Origin of the sequence: Aequorivita sp. Q41 (assembly GCF_039831855.1) — a bacterium.
Lineage (GTDB): Bacteria > Bacteroidota > Bacteroidia > Flavobacteriales > Flavobacteriaceae > Aequorivita.
Window position 1 is genome coordinate 84,530 of sequence record NZ_JBDPMS010000002.1, and the last position, 22,172, is coordinate 106,701.

Below are 22,172 nucleotides of genomic sequence, written 5' to 3' on the forward strand. Positions count from 1 at the left end.
GAATGCATCAAGGCAACCAGAACCTTAAAATAAATTAGAATAGTATGATTAGGAATTATATTAAAATCGCATTGCGTAGTCTTTGGAAGGATAGAACATTTACAGCGCTTAATATTGTTGGGCTAACGGCTGCTTTTGGAGTTGCTTTTTTGCTGTGCATGTATGCCTTTTTTGAACTTTCGTATGATAAATTTCACAAGAATAATGGATCCATTTATCAACTGTATACAAACGAGCAAACTAGCAAAGGCGTAGCATCTAGTGAAGCCAATCCAATACCCTTCGCCGAAGCGTTAAAGGAAGAAGTGCCAGGTGTTGAGGAAATTACGCGCTATGTTACAGGTGGGCCCCTTCTTACTTACAACGGGAATACGTTTAGATTTGGTACCGCTTGGGCCGACCCAGCTTTTTTTGAAATCTTTTCATTTCCAATTGCCGAAGGAGATGCTGTTACTCCACTTTCAAATAAATTTTCTGTAGTGTTGTCAAAAAAAGCAGCTACAGCCATATTTGGAAAAGAACCTGCACTTGGCAAAACCATTAGTATCCAGATGAATGGGGAGGAGGTTCCTGTTACTGTTACTGCAATTTTAGAAGATATTCCCGCAGCAAGTAGTTTGAATTTTGCGGCACTTCTAAATTTTAAAAACTTACCAGATGGATTTTATGCAAACAACCTAGATCGTTGGGATGCTCATAATCATCCTGTGTATATGAAATTAGCACCTGGAATTACTCCTACACAATTTGAAAAAGCTACCAAAGACTTTTCTTCAGTGCATTTTGCGGACGAAATTAAAAGTGCTATGCGTGACGGGGCACAGCCAAATGTAGATGGTAATTACAGACAGATAAAACTGCTTCCTATAGCAGATCAGAGCTTTGTAGTAAGCAAGGATGGGGTGCTTTCGGTAAATAAAACCCTTCAATATATAGTGCTTGGTATCGCGTTTCTTATTCTTTTTATCGCCAGCGTGAATTTTATCAATATGAGTCTTGCAAAAAGTGCGCAACGTCTTCGCGAAGTAGGGATGCGTAAAACCTTGGGAGCTGGAAAAGCACAATTGTTTTTTCAGTTTTGGGGTGAAAGTATTTTGGTATTTATGCTTGCTGTAGCCCTAGGGGGAATACTTGCTTTTTTAGCATTAGAACCATTTCAAACACTATTCAATACAAAAGCTTCTTTTAGTTCGATAGCAAACCCTTTAATGATTTTAAGCGCCTTCTTTTCCGTCTTAGTAATCACACTAATAGCGGGTGGCTACCCTGCGTTATTGATGAGCAGGCTCGGCACTTTACAAGGACTAAAAGGAAAACTAGAAGTAAATGGGAAAAACAGCCTTAGAAATGTCTTGATGGTCATACAATTTAGTATTGCTATTATTTTAATCAGCGGTACTTTGGTGTTATGGCAACAGTTGGATTTTTTAAAAAATAAAGACCTTGGCTTTAATAAGGAACAGGTTATTTCATTTCCTTTAAATACAAAGCAAGAACATAGCAATGTACTCCAATTGCTTAGAAATGAATTGGCAACCAATCCCGATATACTAAGTGTCAGTGCTTCCGATAATATTTTAGGACTAGGAAGAGATGGAGCTAATAGTACATCTGTGTTGGGTTTTGATTATAAAAATAGGGAAGTATCCACAAACATGCTTTGGGTTGATTATGATTATACCGAAACTTTAGATATTGAATTATTAAAAGGAAGAAATTTTAATAGAAGTTATGCTGCAGATAGTCTAAGTGTTTTAATTAATGAAGCGATGGTTAAAGAACTAAGAGAGGAAAACCCTATAGGGCTACGTTTCTTTTTGGCAGATTCTATTCAGTATTCAGTTATAGGAGTGGTAAAGGATTTTAATTTCCAAGAATTAGATAAAGGGGTAGAACCTATTACGTTTTTTATGGATGGCAATGCTCCTATGCGGTATGCGTATGTTAAGGTAGCGCCAACAAATCTTTCACAGACCTATGAAGCCGTAAAAAAGGTTTGGAATAAAATTGAACCAGACACCCAATTTTTAGGCTCCTTTTTAGATGAAAATATAGATCGAACTTTAACTAAGGAACGCACAATGACCACGATGATTTCGAGTGGTTCCATTTTAGCAATCATTTTAAGTTGCATCGGACTTTTTGCAATATCATTATTGGTAGTCTCGCAAAGGCGAAAAGAGATTGGTATTCGAAAAGTGGTAGGTGCTAGCGTAGCAACCATCACTGTTTTATTGGCTAAAGATTTTTTAAAATTGGTCGGAATCTCTTTTGTAATTGCTACGCCTATTGCTTGGTATGCTACTTCACAATGGCTTCAAAACTATGTGTATCGCATTGATTTGAATATATGGATTTTCGTAGTTGCAGGTTTAATAGCTCTGATAATAGCGGTTTTAACCATAAGCTTCCGTACAATCCAGGCTGCATTGAAAAACCCAGTAGAGAGTTTGAAAACCGAATAATACTAAAAGAAATAAAAGTTATGCTATTAGAATTAAACAACATTTTTAAATGGGTATCCCAGGGTGGAAATCGTATTTTTTTGTTGAAAGATATAAGCTTAAAAGTAGAAGAAGGTGCGTTTATTTCAATTATGGGACCCTCTGGTTCCGGGAAATCAACACTTTTAAATGTTATAGGAATGCTCGATGGTTTTCAGGAAGGGGCATACAATTTTTTAAGTGAACCTGTCCATACGATGAAAGAAAAAAATCAGTCAAAATTGTATAAAGAATATATTGGGTTTGTTTTTCAAGCATATCATTTGATAGACGAACTTACGGTGTATGAGAATATTGAAACGCCTTTACTGTACAAGAACGTAAAATCTGCCGAACGAAAAGCTTTGGTGGCTGATATGCTTGATAGGTTTAACATTGTAGGTAAAAAAGATCTTTTTCCGAGTCAGTTGAGTGGGGGGCAGCAGCAATTAGTGGGTATCGCACGTGCTTTAATAGCAAAACCAAAGCTTATTTTGGCTGATGAACCTACGGGAAACCTCAATTCAAAACAAAGTAAGGAGATAATGCAACTTTTTAAGGAGCTAAACTCAGAAGGTGTTACCATAATTCAAGCGACCCATTCAGAAGCCAATGCGGCTTATGGTTCACGGACTTTGCATCTTTTAGATGGGGGTCGAAATAATATTTAATTCAATTTTTCAAAATCATGAAATATAAAATTATTTGCTACTTTTTTTTAAGTCTTCCTATTTTAGTTTTTTCTCAAAATGAAAAAAGAAGCGTACACACCCTAGCGGAATGTATAGCTTTAGCACTAAAAAATAATCTGGAATTAAAGCAATCGCTATTAGCCGCGAAGACACGTGATATTTATTTCAAACAAAATAAAAATGCACTCTTACCAACACTAAATGGTAACTACACTATGGGAATCTCAAATGGCCGTAGCATCGACCCTTTTACAAACGCTTTTGTAAATGAGGCGCTTAGCTTTTCGAATGTAGGATTGGGGCTGGATGCTACTATTTTTAATGGGTTTAGACTTATTAATAGCTGGAAACAGGCAAAATTAAATCTTGAAGCTGCTGAAATGGAAACTGAGACGGCTAAACAAACCTTGATCTTAAATGTTACGTTGCGCTACCTTCAGGTATTGAATTCACAAGATTTAATAAAACTAGCAAAAGCAAGTGTTGCAAGCACCCAAGTGCAATTAGATAGACTTAAAGCACTTTATGAGGAAGAAACAGGAAACCCAGCTGAATATAGGGATTTGCAAGGGCAAATGGCAGCAGATGCTTCAAGTTTAGCTGAAAGTGAAAACATGCTTGAAACAGAAATTTTAAACCTCAACAGCCTATTAAATGTAGAGGAAGAGGTTACGGTTGCTTCCCTAAATCAAAAGCTAGCAATAGAAGCATACCCGTATACTGCAAATGAAGTTTACTTACAAGCGTTGGATGTATTTCCATCCATTAAAGCAAGCGATTTAAGCTTGAAAGCTGCAGAAAAAGGCATCGCGGTGGCACGTGCGCAATACATTCCTGAAATAAGCCTTTTTGCAAATCTAAATACTAATTATTCCAGTGCGGCACGGCTGTTTAACGAAACAGGAACAAGCATTGTGGAAACAGATGATTTTGTTACAATTGGGAGTCAAAATTTCCAAGTTATGACGGAACAATCAAATTTTAACAGTGAAGAAATTTCTTATAACGCCCAATTTGACAATAACCTTAATTCTTCTCTTGGAGTAGCGGTTACGGTTCCTATTTTTAATGGTTTTCGAGCTAAGAATACTGTTGCTTTAGAAAAAATTAAAAAAGAAGAAGCACAAACAGTCTTAGAAAAAACAAAACGCGACCTTCAGCAAGCAGTTAAGCAATCTTACAATACAATGCAGACTGCTTTTGCGCGCTATAAACTGTTGCAAGCACAAGTAGCGGCTTATAGCGAGTCTTTTCGTATTAATGAGATTCGTTTTAACAATGGAGTTTCTAACAGTGTTGAATATATTATTAGTAAAAATAATTTAGAAAGTGCACAGATAAACTTGGCTAATGTGGGTTATGAGTACCTGCTTAGAGTAAAAGTTTTGGAATATTATCGCGGAAATATTTAAATTTAGATAAAGATTAAAAATAATTGTTAACTTTGCTAAATATAAAATAGCAACATCATTTAGCTATATATAAATCAAAAAATCAATCCCCCTCATCATTTTGATAAGGGGGATTTTTTGTTAAGAAAAAAGAATTATTTATTTACTCCTGTTACATGAATTCAATTGTTATTTTTTAGTTCGGTGATTAACCCCATTGGATATTTAATAGCATAGTACTAACGTTTTTTTAAAAACTAATTAAGATTCAATATAAAGTTAGACGGATTAACGATATTATTTGTGTTATACCGACATTAAATATTATATTTCGTATAATATCTTAAAAAAACAATTATGGTTTTAATAATGTCTCGCAAAACTCTAGTTTCTATCAATTATTGATATAACTTGTAGAATATGATTTTAAAGAATAATGGATACATTAGATAATAGTTATATAGATATACACCCTTTATTAGAAGAAGTAGAGGGGAATACCACCATTTGTAAGATGCTCATTGAATCGTTTATTAAGGATATTGATAGCTACGTAAATACGATGAATAGCGAATTGAATACCAATAATTTTCCTGCATTATACCAAGTGGCACATAAAATAATACCAAGTATAAGAATTTTTAACATCGATAAATTAGAGCCTATCATACTTGAATTGGAATCTAAATTGAAAAATCACGAGGATTTGGAGTGTATAAAAAAAAATATTGAGACTAGTATTGAAATTTTTAATCTGGTTAAAACGGAATTACTAAGCGAACATAAATCAATTGAAAATGCAGCGTCATAAAATAGTTTTAGCTGAAGATAATTCAACACTATCGTTACTTTTAAAGTATAGATTAGAAAAAGAAGGTTTTGAAGTTTTAATTGCAGCCGATGGTAAAAGTGCTGTTGAATTGGTGGAAAACCACCATCCAGATTTGGTTTTAACCGATATAATGATGCCATTTTACAGTGGTCTTGAGGTTATAAGCCATATTAGAAACAAATTAAAAAAGGAAACTCCTGTTATTGTATTTTCATCCGCAGGACAGGAAGAGATGGTTCTAAAAGCATTTAGCTTAGGAGCCAACGATTTTATGACGAAACCATTTAGCCCTAATGAATTAATCATTAGAGTTAAAAGACTTTTTAGCGTTTAAAAAAACTAATTTTCGTGAATATATATCAACACTTACTTGAATTTTTCAATGAAACGCCATTTTTAATAAAATTTGCAATTATAGTGGTGGTGGTTATGGTTATAACCATCATCGTGCTCATTATCAGTTTAAAGATGATACGCTCTTTATTAAATATAAAAGACAAAGAAATTTTGGGGTATAAAAAAGAATATGAGGCTTTAGTAGTGGAGTATCTTTTTTCTGAAGCCCAAACTGGGGAGTTAAGCGATAAACAGCACTCTATAATACTTAAAATAAAAGAGGATATTAAAGTAATTCCAAGGCGAAAAAGTGTCATTACGGTTTTAAGTAGTTTAATGAATGAGGTTTCTGGCGAAATGTCTGATGCTATTCAAACATTATATCATAAAACAGGGCTTATTAGTTATGCCAAAGTACGTTTGAAAAGTAAAAAATGGCATTTGGTAGCGAAGGCTATTGGAGAGTTAAGACGTTTTAAAATTCACGAAGTTCAAGATGAAGTTTCAAAATATATTAATCATCCGCGTGTAGAAGTTAGAAAAGAGGCGCAATTGTATTTAGTGCATTTGTTTAAATTTAAGGGGCTTAATTTTTTAGATGATTTGGAATTGCCACTCTCAGAATGGCATCAACTCCAATTGCTAGAAGCGTTGCTAAATTTAGAAGATCAGAAAATTTGCGATATAAAACCTTGGCTTAAATCCGCTAACATAAGCGTGGTTTTATTTGCCTTAAAACTGGTTAAAGTGTATAATCAATTTGAATTAAAGGATACCCTCGTTGAGTTACTTTCACATCCTGAAAAGGAAGTAAAGCTCTACGCAAGTGTTGTTTTAAATAAATTGTTTGGTTATGAGGTTGCAGCATCACTAAAGCCAAATTATATTAATTAAAAAATGAAAATCGAATCGGTCTTATTTAAAAATTAATTTTGAGCTTAAAGAGAGGTTTTTTTAATCCAGATAGTAATAATCAATAGATAAAAATGGATAGCAGTACTGCCCAGATTATAATAGAAATATTTCATTATTTGTTTTTCACTTGTTCTGTATTGGCAATACTCTCCTATATTATATTGTCTGTGATTTCAGCACGCGAAACTATAGAGTATGTTAAAAAAAATAGTTTTGTAAACTACAATCATATTCTTTCTTCCCCTATCTCGCCTTCAATAACTATTATTGCGCCTGCATATAACGAAAGTCTTAATGTGGTTGAAAATGTGAGATCGCTTTTATCTAATCATTATCCTAATTATAATGTGATAATTGTAAATGATGGAAGTGCCGATGATAGTTTGGAAAAACTTATTGAAGCCTACGATCTAGAGCATATTGACTATGAAGTAAATGGAAAAATAGAAACCCAGCCTTTTAGGCGAGGTGTTTTTAAATCGACTAACCCAGCCTTCGAAAAACTAATTGTTGTAGATAAAGAAAATGGGGGGAAAGCAGATGCTTTAAATATGGGTTTAAATATTAGCGAAAGTAAATATGTAGCTTGTATAGATGTAGATTGTTTGCTATTAGAAGATGCACTTCAGAAAATGATAAAGCCCTTTATGGAAGCTTCAGATCATAAAGTTATTGCCGCAGGAGGTGTTATTAGAATTGCAAATTCCTGTATTATAAAAGGAGGGAAGTTAATAGAAGTTAATTTACCAAAAAATTTGCTGGTTCAGGCTCAGATTTTAGAATATTTACGAGCATTTTTACTTGGTAGAATGGCTTGGAGCAGATTAAACGGTTTGTTAGTAATTTCGGGTGCATTTGGCATTTTCGATAAAAGTATAGCTATAGAAGTTGGTGGTTACGATACAAAAACCGTAGGAGAAGATATGGAAATCATTGTTAGAATGAGACGCTATATGGAAGAACAAAACAAAAAATACAGAGTAGCTTACATTCCAGATCCATTATGCTGGACCGAAGCTCCTGATAATTATAAAACACTGATATCTCAAAGAAATAGATGGACACGAGGTACAATTGAAACCCTAAGAAAGCACCGAAAAATAGCGTTTAATAGAAATTATGGCAAATTTGGCTTAATAAGTTACCCCTATTGGTTGGTTTTTGAGCGTTTGGCGCCAATTATAGAATTAACAGGCCTAATCTATTTCGGAATTCTAGTTAGCTTCGGCATGGTACATTGGGAATACGCAGTTTTGTTTATTGCGATAGCCTATTTTTTTTCTGTCCTCTTTTCAACAGTAGCTTTATATTCTGAAGAATTAACCTATAATCAATACAAGAAAAGAGGGGCGGGCTATAGGTTGATTCTCTTATGCTTTATTGAACCTCTTATTCTACACCCAGTTGTATTATACGCTGCAATTAGAGGAAATATAGATTATTATTTCAATAAGAAAAAGAAATGGGGAGCTATGGAACGAAAAGGAATGGCAAGCGCTGAAACAAATTAATTTTTATTGTAAGTAGTATATGACGTTTGGATTAAAAAATAAAGATATTTTAAATTATGGGTACCTAACAATTGCACTCATACTAGCGTTATGGGCAATCGGGCTGTACGAAATTGTTATGTCTAAACCATTAGGTGAAAATGACCCTACTGTTGCACTTGTTTTATTTTACAAATTCCTTAATGATTTTTGGTTTGGAGTCGTTGTCGGGCTTTTATTTCTGTTATTGTATTTAATCGTTAATATTTGGAGTAAAAAGCTAGCTACAATTTTAATAGGGATAATTTTTTCGGTAGTTATTATTGCACAGTTTTCGCTGGTAAAGTATAGCTTAACTACATTAATCAATTTAGGAGCAGATATTTTGGGCTACTCTTATAACGATGCTTTTAATACTGTGGCTAGTTCAGAGTCTATTTCTTTTACTTATTTTCTCCCCTTTATTATTTTTCCAGCAGTATTTATTTTATTATATAGGTTACTAAAAAAGTACAGTAACCATCGTGTTCTGTTATGGGGAGGAATTGGCGCTATTGTTATCTTTGGCGGTACTGCTTTATTGCAGCAGGATGCCACAGCACAAAGATTTCAAAATAAAACAGCTTTTTTAGTAAACGACCTTATAAAATTTAAGGTTGAGGCTAATAAAATGAGCGCCCTAAACTTTTCAGATAGAGAAGATTTTCCATTGCTTAAACCCTTTGATACTCCCGACGTTTTATCGCCGTTTTTTAATACAAATGAAGCGAAACCAAATATAGTTTTTATTGTAGTTGAAGGATTGGGGAGCGAGTTTCTTGATGGCAATGATTACAGTGGTTTTACCCCCTACCTTGATACATTGATAAACAAATCGATGTATTGGGAAAATTTTGTAAGCACCACAGGTCGATCCTTTGGGCTTTTACCTTCCTTATTTGGTTCCCTACCTTTTGGTGAAACAGGCTTTTTAGAGATTAAAAACACCCCGTCACACTTGTCGCTAATAAACATTTTAAAAGCCAATGGTTACTATACTTCTTTCTATTCTGGCGATGCTTCCAGTTTTGATAGAAAAATAAAATTCTTAGAGTATAATGGCATAGACAAGCTGGTTGATGAAAATAGTTATAGCTCAGCTTTCGTTAAAACGAAAGCCAACGATGGTGGTTTTTCATGGGGGTACCCCGATGGTGAAATTTTTAAAAAAGCATTGCAATCACTTAATATTGAAAAGCAGCCCCGATTAGATATTATAATGACGCTTACTAATCACGAGCCTTTTCAATACCCAGATAAAGAAGATTATATGGCGCAAGTGGATAATTTAGTTAACGCGTCTGAAAAACCTGAAGCATTAAAAAATAAAATTTTAGGGCATCGCGATATTTTTGGAAGTCTTTTATATACAGATAATAGCCTCCGAGATTTTATGCAAGCGTATTCCCAAAGGCCAGATTATAACAATACTATTTTTATAATAACAGGCGACCATCGGTTAATTCCGATTGCAATGAAAGATAAACTCTGCAGGTATCATGTGCCCCTTTTAATGTATAGCCCCATGTTAAAAAAAGCTGAAAAATTTAAATCGGTTTCCTCACATTGGGATGTAACTCCAAGTTTATTAAGTTATTTAACCCATAACCATAAATTTAAACCATTAGAAGAAACGGCTTGGATGGGGAAGGGTTTAGATACCGTTAAAACGTTTAGAAATTTAAATAGCATTCCCTTAATGCGATATAAAGGAGATCTTAATGATATAATTTATAAAGAGTATTTATTTTCTGGGAACGAATTGTATAAAATTAACGAACGTTTTGAAACCAGTAAAATAGAAGATGCAGCCATTTTAAAAACCATTACAGACTCTTTAATGGCGTTTAAAACGATGAACGCATACGTTACCCAACGTGAAAAAATATTTCCTGAGGCATTAAATACCTATTCCAACGCAAAAAAGAAATTTTCAGCAGCACAGTTAGCTGTTATTAATAAGTATGCAGAAGGAAAGAGTTTTGATGAATTATTTATAATAGCCAGAGATTTAGCTTTCGAAAAAAAATATGAAATAGCCAATTTACTCATTGATTATATTTTAAATGAATTTCCAAATTATTCAGAGGCAAGAGTTTTACGAGGAAGAATTTTAGCGTGGCAAGGAGATTTTGAGGAATCTGAAGCGGTCTTATTAGAAGCCATCAAACGATCTCCATACATCAGTAATGCCTATGAAGCAATCTTAGACATGTATTGGTGGTCTGACCAAGAGAAAAAGTCTAAAGCTATTTTTGAACAGGCTCTACTAAACGAAGTGCAAAATCCAGAAATTAGTTTTAAAATGGCCAAGGCTTATCAACGAAGTAACGAAACAGAAAAAGCAGGTAAAATTATGGATAGCCTTATTCAATTATATCCAAACACATCTGAATATACAGCTTTTAAAACCAGCTTACAATAAAACGATTCCTATCATGAAAAAGTTCTTTTTAGTTTTACTAATTTTCACTAGTATCTGTTCTTTTGGGCAAGAAAGAGTTTTTACAGGCGATCCAGATAAAGCATTTGAAGTTGCCAGGGAGATGGCATTCAATGAGCAAAGAGCGCAAGCACAAGATACGCTCCGCTTACTTCTCGTAAAATACCCCAATTACCACGACATTCGTTCTTTTTTGGCGAATACTTACTCTTGGGACGGCGCCTATAGTATGGCCAAGAAGGAATTTGAATACATATTAACTGACAGTCCTGATAGACTGAATGATTGGGAGGCGATGATTACCAATGAATTGAGAAGTGACGCTCCCGAAAGCGCTTTAGCAATGACTGAAAAGGCTTTTAAGCATTTTCCTAACAATGCGGAACTCTTGTATTTAAAAGCCACGGCAGAAGACGATTTAGAGAATAGTGAAGAAGCTTTACAAACCCTTAACACTTTATTAAATTTAAATCCGGAACACGAAAAAGCACAGCGTTTTAAAGTAAATTTGATAGATAAGTTAAGTAAAAATACGATTGGTATAGCAACCTCTGTCGATGTTTATTCAGAAGTATTTGATCCGATGCAGTATTATTTGGTGAAATATTCTAGACAGACCAAATTTGGTAGTATTCATGCTAAAATGAATATAAACCATAGATTTTCCTCCACAGGAGTACAATTTGAAGTAGATGCCTACCCTAAAATTACCAAGGGCTTGTATGCCTATGCAAATTTTGGCGTTTCAAATTCGTTTTTATTTCCAGACCTACGTTTTGGAGCTGAATTATATAAATCACTACCTAAAAGTTTTGAAGCTTCCCTAGGGTTTAGAACCCTCAAATATACTTCGCATACCACTATATATACAGGATCTGTGGGTTGGTACACAGGCAATAACTATTTGTCTTTTCGTTCCTATGTTACTCCGGGAGAACCAGACACCAGTGTTTCGGGAACACTTAGTTACAGAAGGTATGGTAAAGATGCAGATACGTATTTTAGCCTTGCCATGGGGATTGGATTTTCACCAGAAATATATAGATTTTTTGGTGAATTTAATGAGGACGTCATAGTTAATCTCGACTCTCAGAAATTTAATGTAGGGTATAGTTTTTCGAGTAAAAACAAAAAAAATTCCCTAGGGATTAATGCCGGTGTCGTGCATCAAGAAATTAGCTTTGCCCCAGGAGAATACTTTTGGATTTATTCCTTTTCATTGTCTTGGAATATGAAATACGTAAAGTAATTTATTCTATACCTTTTAGGGTATCATTAAAAATAGCGCGCATATAGCGCGCTATTTTTACATATCCTTTACGTGAGTGTTCTTTATATTTACTTCCGTTAAGAGAGAAATTTTTCTCGCAATTCTAAAACTAAAGCTTTAGATAAAGGCTTGTCCATATAATCCTTAATGTGGTTGTTTTTTCCAGCACGTTCTTGGTCGTCTGGATTCAGTGATGAGGTTAGCATCACAATAATGTGACTTCCTTTTTGGTCTTCATCAAGCTTGTTGTATTCCTCCATAAATTCAAAACCATTCATGGCAGGCATATTAATATCGAGAAATATTAAATCTGGCTGTGGGTAGGTATCTTCCATTCCGTTGTAATTTTTTTTAGATGTAAGATAATCCAGCCCTTCTTGCCCACTAGTAACTGAATGAATATTGTTTGCAACGCCAGCGAGATTAATGATTATTTCGTGGTATTCATTAGTTGCTTTATCATCATCAATTAGTAGAATTGTATTAAACTTTTTCATATTTTTTGTAATTTCTTAAATATAGTAAAATAAAATGTACACCCTTTGTTAATCTCAGATTCTATCCAAATAGTACCTTGGTGCATATCAACAATTTTTTTGCAAATAGATAATCCGATGCCGGTACCTTGGTATTCGTCTTTGTTGTGAAGCCTTTGAAAAATAACAAAAACTCTATCAAAATATTTTTCATCCATGCCAATACCATTGTCCTTAACAGAAAAGAGCCAATAGTCTGGTTGCTCATCAACTTTAATTTGAATATGGGGCGCGGTATCTGGTTTTTTAAATTTTAAACCGTTATTGATTAAATTCTGAAAAAGTTGTTTTAACTCAATCCCTAAACCCATTACGGTGGGTAAGGTATCACACTCTATTGTAGCATTTGTATCTTTTATTATCAATTCGTGATCTAAAAGAATATTACTAACAATTGTATTAATGTCTACAGTTGTTACTTCTTTTACTTTCCCAATTTTTGAATAGTCTAATAAGTCTTTTATTAAGGTTTTCATTCTTAAAGACGCATCTTCTATATGTTTCATATATTTTAAGGCGTTGTCATCTAATTGGTGAATGTACAATTCACTAATTAGTCCAATATAACTAGACATTGTGCGTAGGGGTTCTTGAAGGTCATGCGATGCTACATATACAAACTGTTCAAGTTCTTTGTTTACAGATTTTATTTCCTCTATCTGCTTCTCTTGCTCATTAAAACTCATTTTTAGCTCTTCAGCCATAGCATTGAACGACTTTCCTAAATCTGCTAATTCATTTTTTCCTTCAATTTTAATACGTTCATCTAAATTTCCTTTACTCATTTTTAAAGCTGCTTTCTTTAGCTTATAAATGGGCTCCGCAATAGAATATGTAATTTGAATTGTAATGAGAACGGCAAGCAAAATCCCAATCAGCCCCGTAATTAAAATTATATTGGAGACCGACTTTAAATTACTCGAAAGTTTCGCGTTATAACTATCAAAAGCCCGCGAATAATTTAAATTGAGGTGATCAATATAGTTGTCAATGGATGTATTTAGGGTTGTTATTTTATCGTTATAAATAACTAATGCTAAATCTACATTGGCTTCATTCTCTGTCTGACTGTTAAACAGACTCCTAAATTTAATCGTGTGTGTTATTAAAGCTTCGGTGTCACCGATTAATTTTTTTAACAGTACTCTATCCGTACTCTCTTCGGGCAAATCTTTTTTTAATACAGCTAGCTGGTTTTGAATATAAGTGAGTTCCACTTCAACAATTCCTTTTACTCTATTAATCGTACTAATCTTATCGTCACCATTTATTCTATTAGTTAAAAGAAGGTCTAGTTCTTTATTGATAGATTGATATTTGTGCAAGACATTAATTGCAGGGTTTATTTTTGATTGTAGGGTATTATAGGTTTGAGTTGCTCTACTTGAAATAACCTGATTTAAAACAATTTCAGCTAGTAAAATAACTATTAAAACCCCAAAAGCTAGAATTAATTTATGACGTATCTTCATAGTGAAATAGTATTATCGTGTAATTTGGGTAAGTGGCTTTTCTTTAGACCCGAATTTATATAAGGAAAAGTATATGCCTTTGGAGGCTCCTTTTTTACTGATAGCAATATTTCCACAAATACCTTGATAATAATTTACCTCATAGAGCGCCTCTCTCAACCAATCGTCGAAAGCTGTATTTTCATCCTTAGTTTCATTTATCGTTCTAAGCTTACTAAGCACAATATTCATAGCGTCATAGGCTTGCATGGGTGGCCAAACAGAAGAAGGTTTTTCAGCAAACCTATTTTCATAATTTGTTAGAAATTCAGCAGCACGCGTATAATTGCCATCTGCTTGTGTAAAGAATGGAAACTCGGTGCCTATTATTGCTCCTTCAGAATTACTGTAAAATTCCGGGTCTAGTAAAACAGTAGAACCGAAGAAAGGAGCTGTAATACCCATCGCTCTCGCTTCTTTCATAGCAAAACCAAATTCCTTATATCCAAAAAACACATAAGCGTCGTAATTTTCGTCTTTAAGGAGGGTTAATTGGTCTGTAAATGAAGTTTGTCCTGCTTTTACAGGAATTATATTTATTTCAATCTTAGCTATATCTAAAAGTCTTTTAACTTCTTGCGTAGCACTCGTCATATAGTCATTTGGAAATTGTAATACGGCCACTTTTTTAAGCCCTAATTCTATAATCCGAACAGCAACAAGGCCATTGGTTTCCTCAGTTGATTTAGCAATATTAAACACATTCTTGTTTAATAAGTTGAATACGTTGCCATTATTTAAAGGGTTTACTAGTATCACTTTGTCCTCCAATACGTTGTCTTGAACGCTAACTGTACCGTCTGTATTACTGATAAAGAGGATGCTGATATCGTGCTCCTTTCGTAGCTTATTATATGCCGGAATAGCATTGTTTTTGTCCCATTTATCATCTTCAATATACAAATTTACCTTGGGCTCGGAGTTTAAGCGATTTGAATTGTACTCTTCAACCGCTAATTGCATAGCGTTTGAAGGGGCTATTCCTAAATCTGTAGCTCGCACGGTAAGGGGGCCGATATACCCAATATTTACTTCTGCTACTTTTTTCGTTTCGCAGCCGAAAAAACTAAAGAAAATGACTATTGAAGTAATAAAAATTAAAGGCAATGATTTATTTTTTTCCATTTTTTTTATTATTACTTTTTGGTATAAACCACGACTAAAGCCTTAATTGTTAGTTATTGAAAATTTATTTGAAGGTGTTTTATCACTTAATATTATGTGATTCGCTGCCTTAAAAAGCCTTAATGCCTTTAAAACCAGTGAGCTAAAAATGTGTCGTTTTTTGTTCACTACTTCTTTATGTAAGACACACAAGATATAAACAATTAAAAAAAAATACGGGATTTATTTAAAGTATATCCATGCTTAGGTTGAAAAAAAGGCATCGAGGGCAAAATAGTTTTTGAATAGAAAATTAAAAACGTTCGCAGAAGATTAATTGAAATCGTTTTTTGTTATACGTTGTAACGCACACTATAATGTTTTGTAGGAAAAATTAATTCATTACGGATTCCCGTAAAGCGATGAATGCGTTTTATTTTATGTTTGATGAAATATAAACCAATTAAAAATCCCATTTTATCTTATGAAAAAACTATTATTATTCGTGATGATATTTTGTTTGTTTATTCCTAAATCCAAGGCACAGGATGATGGTATTATTGCTGCGGCTGCTGGTATTGCAGCAATTGGAGCAATAGTTGTTAGTATAAACCAGATGAAAGAACAGGCCGAACTCAAGGCTACCGAATGGTTGCTAAACAACCGTCCAGGCATGACAAACTTCTCTTTAAAAACATTAGACTTTGACGGTAAAAAGGCTAAAGACATGTCTGCGGTTTCATTAATAACGTATAAAATTCAGGAATTCGAATTAGCTGAAAAACCAAAACTGGATGGAAAGAAATTTGTGTTGTTTGGTTTTACTAGTAACGGATGGATAAGTGAGTATGGGGTGGACTTTAGTAGGATACGTTGGCATTTAATTGATGCAGAAGAATGGATGAAGATGATGGTTGCGTATGTAAAAACGGCCTCCAGTGAAAGGGATGATTCTAATATAGAAGAGCGCCTACGCAATGGTAAAATTGTAAATAGAGGTATTAGTGAACGTATGAAAACTACAATCCCTTTCTATAAATTGGAAGAGGATATGTATACTGTTGCCGATTATAGTGATTTGATGAAGCTGGTTTATAATGAACGCTCGCTAGGTATCTATTTAAAGCAAACTTCAGATCTTGTACAAATAGGACGTGGTGATATTATTAAGATTCACGATTTTTTTTATGGAGATAAATAATACATTCCCACCAACGCGCTAACAAAGCGTGATTAACACAATGCAGTCTTTGCAATACAAGCTTAATAGTGCTTTTTCATATTTGTAGGAAAAAGTTTATATTTGAGATTCTCCCCAATTTAAAAATTCCAAATGTAAGCTTTTCATAATAGATGACTTCGATACCTTTTGAAGAAAGTTTGGGGCTTTCAGACATCTTGATGATTTAAAAAGATTGTGTTAGAAATTGATTGTATAGATCTTCAAAAGATTTTTCTTTTTCAAGATTGAGTTTTTTTCTTAACCTATATCTTTTTGTATATAAACTACTTGAGGATATATTAAAAATCTCACATATTTCTCTTGTTGTTTTTCCATTTAAAATTAAAGAAATTAACTGCTCATCTTCTTTTGTTATATCTGAATGTTTTTTTGATAAATAAAATAAGAAGTCTATGTGTTGTTGGTTTGACAGTGTATTGATTTGTTGCAAATCTGTTTTATTATGAAGTAATTCTTGAAAAGCTATTCTTAAATTATTTATTTGAGTTTGATCTATTCCATTTTTATTAATAGTTCGTACTTTAGATTTCAAATCTTCTAAAAAATTCTCTATTTTATCTATCTGGTTAGCAAAAGTGATTAAGTGACCTTGATTATACTTTACTTTCTCTTTTAATAATGCTTCTTGTAGTTTTTTGTTGTTTAATTTTATTTCTATTGACGATTTTTCCAATTCTGAAATTTCATATTTATTTTGCCTATTTTTAATAATCAAATATGCTATGCCTAAAATTAAAATAGCTAACGAAATAATTACAATTAAGATTATTTTGTTTAATTTTTCCTTGGCTTCATATTTTTCTATTTGATACAGTTTTTCAGATAAATCATATTCTAATTTTAAAGCTAAAATTTTATCTTCGCTATTAGCCTCGTTTAAATCATTTGTTGCTTTTGTGTTTAATCTTTGATACGCTAATGCCATTTTATAATTTTTTAAAGAGTCATAAACTTTTGCATATTCGTCATAAACACCCTGTAGATAATTTTTATAATCATATTTTAACGACAGCTCTTCTGCCATTTGTAAATAGTCTAAAGCTTTTGTGAAATTACCTTGTATCGTCTCAATACTTGCAATATGTAAAAGACAATAATTTTCTACTTTAGGGTTATCATTTTCTGATAAAATATTTTTAGCCTCATTAAATAGTGCTTTAGCTTTTACATAATTTTTCTCGTATTTATACCATTCCCCTTTGTGAATTTTTAAAACACTTATTGAAAAATCGTTTTTGATTATATTATTTAACGAATCAACCTTGTCGTAATATAAAAATGCTTTTTTTTTGTAAAATGAAGAATCTTTTGAAGTGAGTACATAATTTGGATTTTCTTTTATTTTCCTCCAAACATAATTAGTGTATGCATCTCCAATATTTAAATATAAACTTGATAAATTTTTTACATCATTTAATTGTTTAAAGATTTGAACAGCTTCTTCATACGTTTTAATTCTTGAATCTAGGTTTTGTGTTATATTTCCTTTATTTATAAGTAATCGTCCTAGTAATTTTAAATCATTAATTTTTCTTACGTTAAATTCTCCTTTTAAAAAATAGTCATAAGCTTTTACACTATTTCCTTGTTGAAACCAAAAATTTCCTAAAACCAAATAAGTGTCGGCTAATTGCTTTGGATTTTTATTTTCTTCAGCAATTTTTAAATTTTTTATTAAAATTTCTAAAGTATATTTTGGTTCTAAAAATGTACTCTCCTTTATTAAGTTATTTATTGCTAAAACGTCTTTGTTTAATATAAATTCACTTATATTAAGCTTTATCTCTTTGTTTCTATCAATAGTTTGTGCGTGTGTTACATATGAAACACAAGAGAAATAAAGTGTAATAATTATTTTAATAAGTTTTTTGTTCAATGATTTATATTTAAATGGTAATTTACTAAAATAAAAAAAGCCCTCAAAAAATTGTAAGAGGGCTTTTAAACTAACCTAACTAAATATTATAGACTTAGAAACTATAATTTTATTTATTTCTTAATAATTTTTTGTGTATAAATCTCCCCAGTAGTAGTATTTACCTTAACAAAGTAAACTCCTGAATCCATTTTTGATACATTCATTAGTTTATGAGAACTGTTAAAGGTGCGTACCAATTGCCCCATAGAATTATAAATAGTAATATTTTTTACTTCTATATTACCCTTTACATCAATATATAAATCATCTTCTGTAGGGTTTGGGTAAAATGAAATGACATTAGTTTCTAGGTCAACTTCATCAACACTCAATGTGCACGCATTAATAACTTCAATTTCTGTATCACAGCCAGGTGCATTATTCTCTATTAAGTATAAACTTGGGTCTGGATTTGATGCCAAATACCCACAAATACTCTCCACTTCGCAGGTACTCAATTGCGAATTGTTTTGAATAAGAACTATACCGATTTGTTCTGGATTCATATTTTCTAATCCCGATAGACTTGTTAAGTTTTGTTCATCTACTATACCAAGTGCAACAAAATTAGGATCTGTTAAATTGCTCAATGGCTCTAAGTTAGTTAATGCATTGTTAGCAAAATATAAATTTACCATACCATTTACGTAAGGACTTTGTCGTAAACGCTGCACGTTGTTTAACCCTGTTAGGGTAGTCAAATTAACATTATCATAGATAACTATTCCCACACCAACATCAGTTACATTTTGTAAGCCTTCAATAGAAATAAGGGAAATATTGTTTTTTATCTCAAGATTTCCAATTGTTGTAAGTCCTTCTAAACCATCTAGCGATTCTAATGATGGGTTTTGCTCTATATCTAATGAATTATACAATTCTTCATTTGTGATAGTTGTTAAATTACTTAATGCTTGAATATTTGTAATTGAACTATTATTTGTTAATTGAAAAGCTTCAATAGATTGCAAATTCTCTAAACCATCTAAGCTACCCAAAAGATCATTACTTCGAATGAATAACTTACCATCAATATATGTTAAATTCTCTAATCCGCTAAAGGAGGTCAAAGCATCACACTCTTGAAAATACACATCTCCAGTAATAGAGGTAAGATTAGATAATGCACTTACACTTGCTAATGCAGGTAAATCTTCCAATCTAAAATTAATAACTATAGTTTGTAAACTGTTTAAACCATCTAAACTTGTTAAACTTTCATTGTTAACAATATTAAATGTTTTAGAAATAGACCCAAAAGTACTAGGCGGTGTAATAATGGAGGTTAAGTTATTTAGTCCTTGCAAATTGATTAATGCAGGATTATCTCTAATGTTTATATCGATATCTCCATTTAAAGTAGTAAGACCTTCTAAACCGGCTAAGTTTTGCAAACTATTATTTCGCATTATATGAAAACCTAAAAAAGGATCAGATGATGTTCCTAAAGCAGTAAGGCCGTTTAAACCTTGAAGGTTTATTAAGTTATCACAATCACTTATATCTAAGCCTTTAGCTATAGTTGTTAAATTTTCTAAACCGCTAAGGTTAGTATTATAATCTAAAGATTTTATGATTAACCAGCCGTTGATTTCTGTTATATTTGACAAAGAAGAAAAATCTGCATTTTCTTGTATATACCTAAGTGTTAGATCACCATCTATTTGAGTACAGTTAGGGTACTGTATTAAAAAATAATCTAATTCATTTTGCGTTTCAAATGTCAAATCGCCTTCGGGACATTCAGGCAAATTACAGTTTGCTTCTACTTCTGCTATTGTAGCTGCTCCTGAAGCATTGCCACTAATGGTTGCTGGGAAACTGTTGTTTAAATAGATACATATACTTGTTGTACTAGCGTTGCTTAAACTACTATTGTTTTGGATGTTCAAGTTGCTAATGGTATTTGCCCAAATAGCATCTAAACCACTTAATGTTGTTAGAGCTGTATTGTTGTCTATTATTAACTCTGAACCATTAAGGGTTGCTAATGTTGCTAATGCTGTAATATCGGTTAGACTGTTGTTACCATTAATATCTAATCCAATAATTGCTGTAGCATCTGTATTAATACTTTCTATGTTTTCGAGACCATTTAAAGATATTAGATTATCATTATTGACAATTCGTAAACTGCCTAAAGATGTTATGTTAGAAAGTGCTGCTATGGTAGCTAGTTGGGTATTGCCATTAATTTCAAATTGTCCATTTACGCCAATTAAGGACAAATCGTTTAAACTAGTTAACTGGGTGTTTTGAATGATAACATCGCCTAAAACATATTGAATATTTGACAAGCCTGTTAAATTGGTAATATCTGTTCCATTTATGGTGAGTGCGCCAGAGATAGAAGTACAGTCAGGATAAAGCACCACAAAAGCATCTACTTCTGCTTGAGAAGCTAAGATAACATCACCTGGTGGACATTCATCTGTGCCACAAGTAACAGATACTTCTGTAATATTATTACATCCAGGCGCATTATTTTCAACAGTTACATCCACTCCATTAGCTATGGCATTACATAGACTATTAACATTACAAGTTGAAAGGTTGTCGTTATCTGATAAAGAGTAATTTTCAATATTAGTTGCATCAATATTATCTAATCCTGATAAACTAACCAAAGCATCGTTGTCATATATATCAATATATAGATTATCAGCGGTCGATAGGTTGGAAAGACTATTAATATTACTTAGCATAGGGTTCATTACAATACCAATTTGGGCAAAATTTGCTGTACTCTCTGGATTTATAGCATTTAGATTATCCAAACCGGTTAAAGATGTTAAATTAGGATTTGAAGATATTGAGATCCCTCTATTACTTACAGTAAGTCCTTGTAAGCCCTCTAAATTTGTTAAATGTGTCCCTCGTAAAAGAAAATTATCTAATTCCATGTTTGTAAATTGGGAAAAACCACTGATATCGTTAACAAAATCGTTATTAACATTTGATCCACCAATATATAGTTTGATCTCATTTGTTACTTCAATTGAAGTACAATTTTGATATGCGGCTAAAAAATAGTCGACATCGGTTTGAGTTTCCAAAGTAATGTTTTCAGTTGGGCAACCACTATAGCCACTACAGCCTGCCACTATTTGCATATCATTATTGCAACCTATAGCATTATCTTTAATATTATGAGTTGGCACACCTAAATTAAGTGCCTCACAAAGACTTTGAATGGAACAATTGGTTAATTGTGGATTATAACGTACCACAATATATGAAATACTGGCACCTTCTATGTTTTCCAACCCGTTTAAAGAAGTAATAGTGTCACAATATTGAACTGAAACCGTGCCATTGTTCATTGTGTTTAGGTTCTGTAAGGCTGTGAGATCAGTGAGTACAGGATTGTAGTAAATTAATAAATTACCATTTGTCGTGTTAGCCCCAATGCTTGTTAAACCATCTAAACCGTCTAAAGCGGTTAGGTGTTCCATATATTGTATATTAAAACTCTCCCCAACAGCGGTTAGGTTTTGTAAGCCATTTAAATTTGTTAATTCAGTATATTGAATTGTAAGGTTTTTTTCAACTGTTGTTATAAAAGATAACTCACTAATGTCAACTATTGGATCATTTATAGCATCTCCAGAGTTAGAACCTATAATTAAATTATGACTTATTATAGCACAATTGGAATAATTGCTTACAAAGTCATCAATATCTGCTTGAGTTTCTAGCAAGGTATCGAATGGAACGCATTGTGCATTAACTATTGCACTTGACCCTATAAATAGAGCAAATAGTAGGAGTTTTAATTGTTTAATCATTTTTGTTGTTTTTAAGGTTAATTACAATAATTTTGAACTGTTTTTTCATTTACATTATTAAATTGAACGACTAAAATGTAGATGAAAATGAAATAGGTTTACCCTAACTGTTTCTATAAAAAATAATAACAGATTTAGTTGTGATAAGTGTATAGTACTTAGACTCAGGGTGTTTTGCCAA

General features: G+C 32.6%; 15 protein-coding genes. 10 read left to right on the forward strand and 5 right to left on the reverse strand.

Annotation, left to right across the window (positions count from 1 at the left end; all coding sequences use genetic code 11):
* The first annotated feature begins 44 nt into the window (after window positions 1–44).
* The 9 genes from ABJ955_RS09910 to ABJ955_RS09950 all read left to right on the forward strand — a co-directional run bounded on the left by ABJ955_RS09910 (window position 45) and on the right by ABJ955_RS09950 (window position 11,870).
* Window positions 45–2,465 carry an ABC transporter permease gene (locus tag ABJ955_RS09910; protein WP_347374463.1) on the forward strand — a complete coding sequence of 807 codons (2,421 nt, stop codon included), beginning with the start codon at window positions 45–47 and terminating at the stop codon, window positions 2,463–2,465.
* A 20-nt stretch (window positions 2,466–2,485) separates the two neighbouring features.
* A complete protein-coding gene (locus ABJ955_RS09915) occupies window positions 2,486–3,154 on the forward strand; it encodes an ABC transporter ATP-binding protein (protein WP_347374464.1) in 669 nt (222 codons plus the stop codon).
* A 17-nt stretch (window positions 3,155–3,171) separates the two neighbouring features.
* Entirely contained in the window at window positions 3,172–4,587 is a 1,416-nt protein-coding gene (locus ABJ955_RS09920) for a TolC family protein (protein WP_347374465.1), read from the forward strand.
* Between the two features lie 415 nt (window positions 4,588–5,002).
* Window positions 5,003–5,377 carry a hypothetical protein gene (locus tag ABJ955_RS09925; RefSeq protein WP_347374466.1) on the forward strand — a complete coding sequence of 125 codons (375 nt, stop codon included), beginning with the start codon at window positions 5,003–5,005 and terminating at the stop codon, window positions 5,375–5,377.
* Window positions 5,364–5,732, forward strand: a complete 369-nt coding sequence (locus ABJ955_RS09930) for a response regulator transcription factor (RefSeq protein ID WP_347374467.1) — start codon at window positions 5,364–5,366, stop codon at window positions 5,730–5,732. Before ABJ955_RS09925 ends, ABJ955_RS09930 begins: the two co-directional genes overlap by 14 nt.
* A 14-nt stretch (window positions 5,733–5,746) precedes the next feature.
* Window positions 5,747–6,628, forward strand: coding sequence for a hypothetical protein (locus tag ABJ955_RS09935; protein WP_347374468.1), 882 nt, complete (start codon window positions 5,747–5,749; stop codon window positions 6,626–6,628).
* A 92-nt stretch (window positions 6,629–6,720) separates the two neighbouring features.
* The gene (locus tag ABJ955_RS09940; RefSeq protein WP_347374469.1) at window positions 6,721–8,160 is read left to right on the forward strand and encodes a glycosyltransferase; all 1,440 of its coding nucleotides are present in this window, start codon (window positions 6,721–6,723) and stop codon (window positions 8,158–8,160) included.
* A 19-nt stretch (window positions 8,161–8,179) separates the two neighbouring features.
* Complete coding sequence (locus ABJ955_RS09945) at window positions 8,180–10,603, forward strand: sulfatase-like hydrolase/transferase (protein ID WP_347374470.1); 2,424 nt, start codon at window positions 8,180–8,182, stop codon at window positions 10,601–10,603.
* Window positions 10,604–10,616: 13 nt separating this feature from the next.
* Window positions 10,617–11,870, forward strand: a complete 1,254-nt coding sequence (locus tag ABJ955_RS09950; RefSeq protein ID WP_347374471.1) for a YaiO family outer membrane beta-barrel protein — start codon at window positions 10,617–10,619, stop codon at window positions 11,868–11,870.
* 98 nt (window positions 11,871–11,968) lie between these two features.
* On the opposite strand, the gene ABJ955_RS09955 is transcribed toward ABJ955_RS09950, so the two are convergent.
* From ABJ955_RS09955 to ABJ955_RS09965, 3 genes are read right to left on the reverse strand one after another with little or no spacing between them, the layout of a single operon-like run.
* A complete protein-coding gene (locus ABJ955_RS09955) occupies window positions 11,969–12,388 on the reverse strand; it encodes a response regulator (protein ID WP_347374472.1) in 420 nt (139 codons plus the stop codon).
* Window positions 12,385–13,899 carry an ATP-binding protein gene (locus ABJ955_RS09960; protein ID WP_347374473.1) on the reverse strand — a complete coding sequence of 505 codons (1,515 nt, stop codon included), beginning with the start codon at window positions 13,897–13,899 and terminating at the stop codon, window positions 12,385–12,387. The genes ABJ955_RS09955 and ABJ955_RS09960 overlap by 4 nt, the downstream gene beginning before the upstream one ends.
* Window positions 13,900–13,911: 12 nt before the next feature.
* Window positions 13,912–15,063 (reverse strand): ABC transporter substrate-binding protein, encoded by a 1,152-nt coding sequence (locus ABJ955_RS09965; protein ID WP_347374474.1) that lies wholly within the window; start codon window positions 15,061–15,063, stop codon window positions 13,912–13,914.
* Between the two features lie 463 nt (window positions 15,064–15,526).
* Between ABJ955_RS09965 and ABJ955_RS09970 the strand changes: the two genes are divergently transcribed.
* Complete coding sequence (locus ABJ955_RS09970; protein ID WP_347374475.1) at window positions 15,527–16,243, forward strand: hypothetical protein; 717 nt, start codon at window positions 15,527–15,529, stop codon at window positions 16,241–16,243.
* A 205-nt stretch (window positions 16,244–16,448) separates the two neighbouring features.
* On the opposite strand, the gene ABJ955_RS09975 is transcribed toward ABJ955_RS09970, so the two are convergent.
* Together ABJ955_RS09975 and ABJ955_RS09980 are read right to left on the reverse strand one after the other, a co-directional pair.
* Window positions 16,449–18,161, reverse strand: a complete 1,713-nt coding sequence (locus ABJ955_RS09975) for a hypothetical protein (protein ID WP_347374476.1) — start codon at window positions 18,159–18,161, stop codon at window positions 16,449–16,451.
* 113 nt (window positions 18,162–18,274) lie between these two features.
* Window positions 18,275–21,991 (reverse strand): T9SS type A sorting domain-containing protein, encoded by a 3,717-nt coding sequence (locus ABJ955_RS09980; protein WP_347374477.1) that lies wholly within the window; start codon window positions 21,989–21,991, stop codon window positions 18,275–18,277.
* Between the last annotated feature and the right edge of the window lie 181 nt (window positions 21,992–22,172).

What these genes read in the sequence shown, in the direction of transcription:
- ABJ955_RS09945 (WP_347374470.1), top strand. Translation starts at nt 8,180, where the DNA reads ATGACGTTTGGATTAAAAAATAAAGATATTTTAAATTATGGGTACCTA.
- ABJ955_RS09915 (WP_347374464.1), top strand. Translation starts at nt 2,486, where the DNA reads ATGCTATTAGAATTAAACAACATTTTTAAATGGGTATCCCAGGGTGGA.
- ABJ955_RS09960 (WP_347374473.1), bottom strand. Translation starts at nt 13,899, where the DNA reads ATGAAGATACGTCATAAATTAATTCTAGCTTTTGGGGTTTTAATAGTT.
- ABJ955_RS09980 (WP_347374477.1), bottom strand. Translation starts at nt 21,991, where the DNA reads ATGATTAAACAATTAAAACTCCTACTATTTGCTCTATTTATAGGGTCA.
- ABJ955_RS09950 (WP_347374471.1), top strand. Translation starts at nt 10,617, where the DNA reads ATGAAAAAGTTCTTTTTAGTTTTACTAATTTTCACTAGTATCTGTTCT.
- ABJ955_RS09920 (WP_347374465.1), top strand. Translation starts at nt 3,172, where the DNA reads ATGAAATATAAAATTATTTGCTACTTTTTTTTAAGTCTTCCTATTTTA.
- ABJ955_RS09955 (WP_347374472.1), bottom strand. Translation starts at nt 12,388, where the DNA reads ATGAAAAAGTTTAATACAATTCTACTAATTGATGATGATAAAGCAACT.
- ABJ955_RS09925 (WP_347374466.1), top strand. Translation starts at nt 5,003, where the DNA reads ATGGATACATTAGATAATAGTTATATAGATATACACCCTTTATTAGAA.
- ABJ955_RS09965 (WP_347374474.1), bottom strand. Translation starts at nt 15,063, where the DNA reads ATGGAAAAAAATAAATCATTGCCTTTAATTTTTATTACTTCAATAGTC.
- ABJ955_RS09970 (WP_347374475.1), top strand. Translation starts at nt 15,527, where the DNA reads ATGAAAAAACTATTATTATTCGTGATGATATTTTGTTTGTTTATTCCT.
- ABJ955_RS09940 (WP_347374469.1), top strand. Translation starts at nt 6,721, where the DNA reads ATGGATAGCAGTACTGCCCAGATTATAATAGAAATATTTCATTATTTG.
- ABJ955_RS09930 (WP_347374467.1), top strand. Translation starts at nt 5,364, where the DNA reads ATGCAGCGTCATAAAATAGTTTTAGCTGAAGATAATTCAACACTATCG.
- ABJ955_RS09910 (WP_347374463.1), top strand. Translation starts at nt 45, where the DNA reads ATGATTAGGAATTATATTAAAATCGCATTGCGTAGTCTTTGGAAGGAT.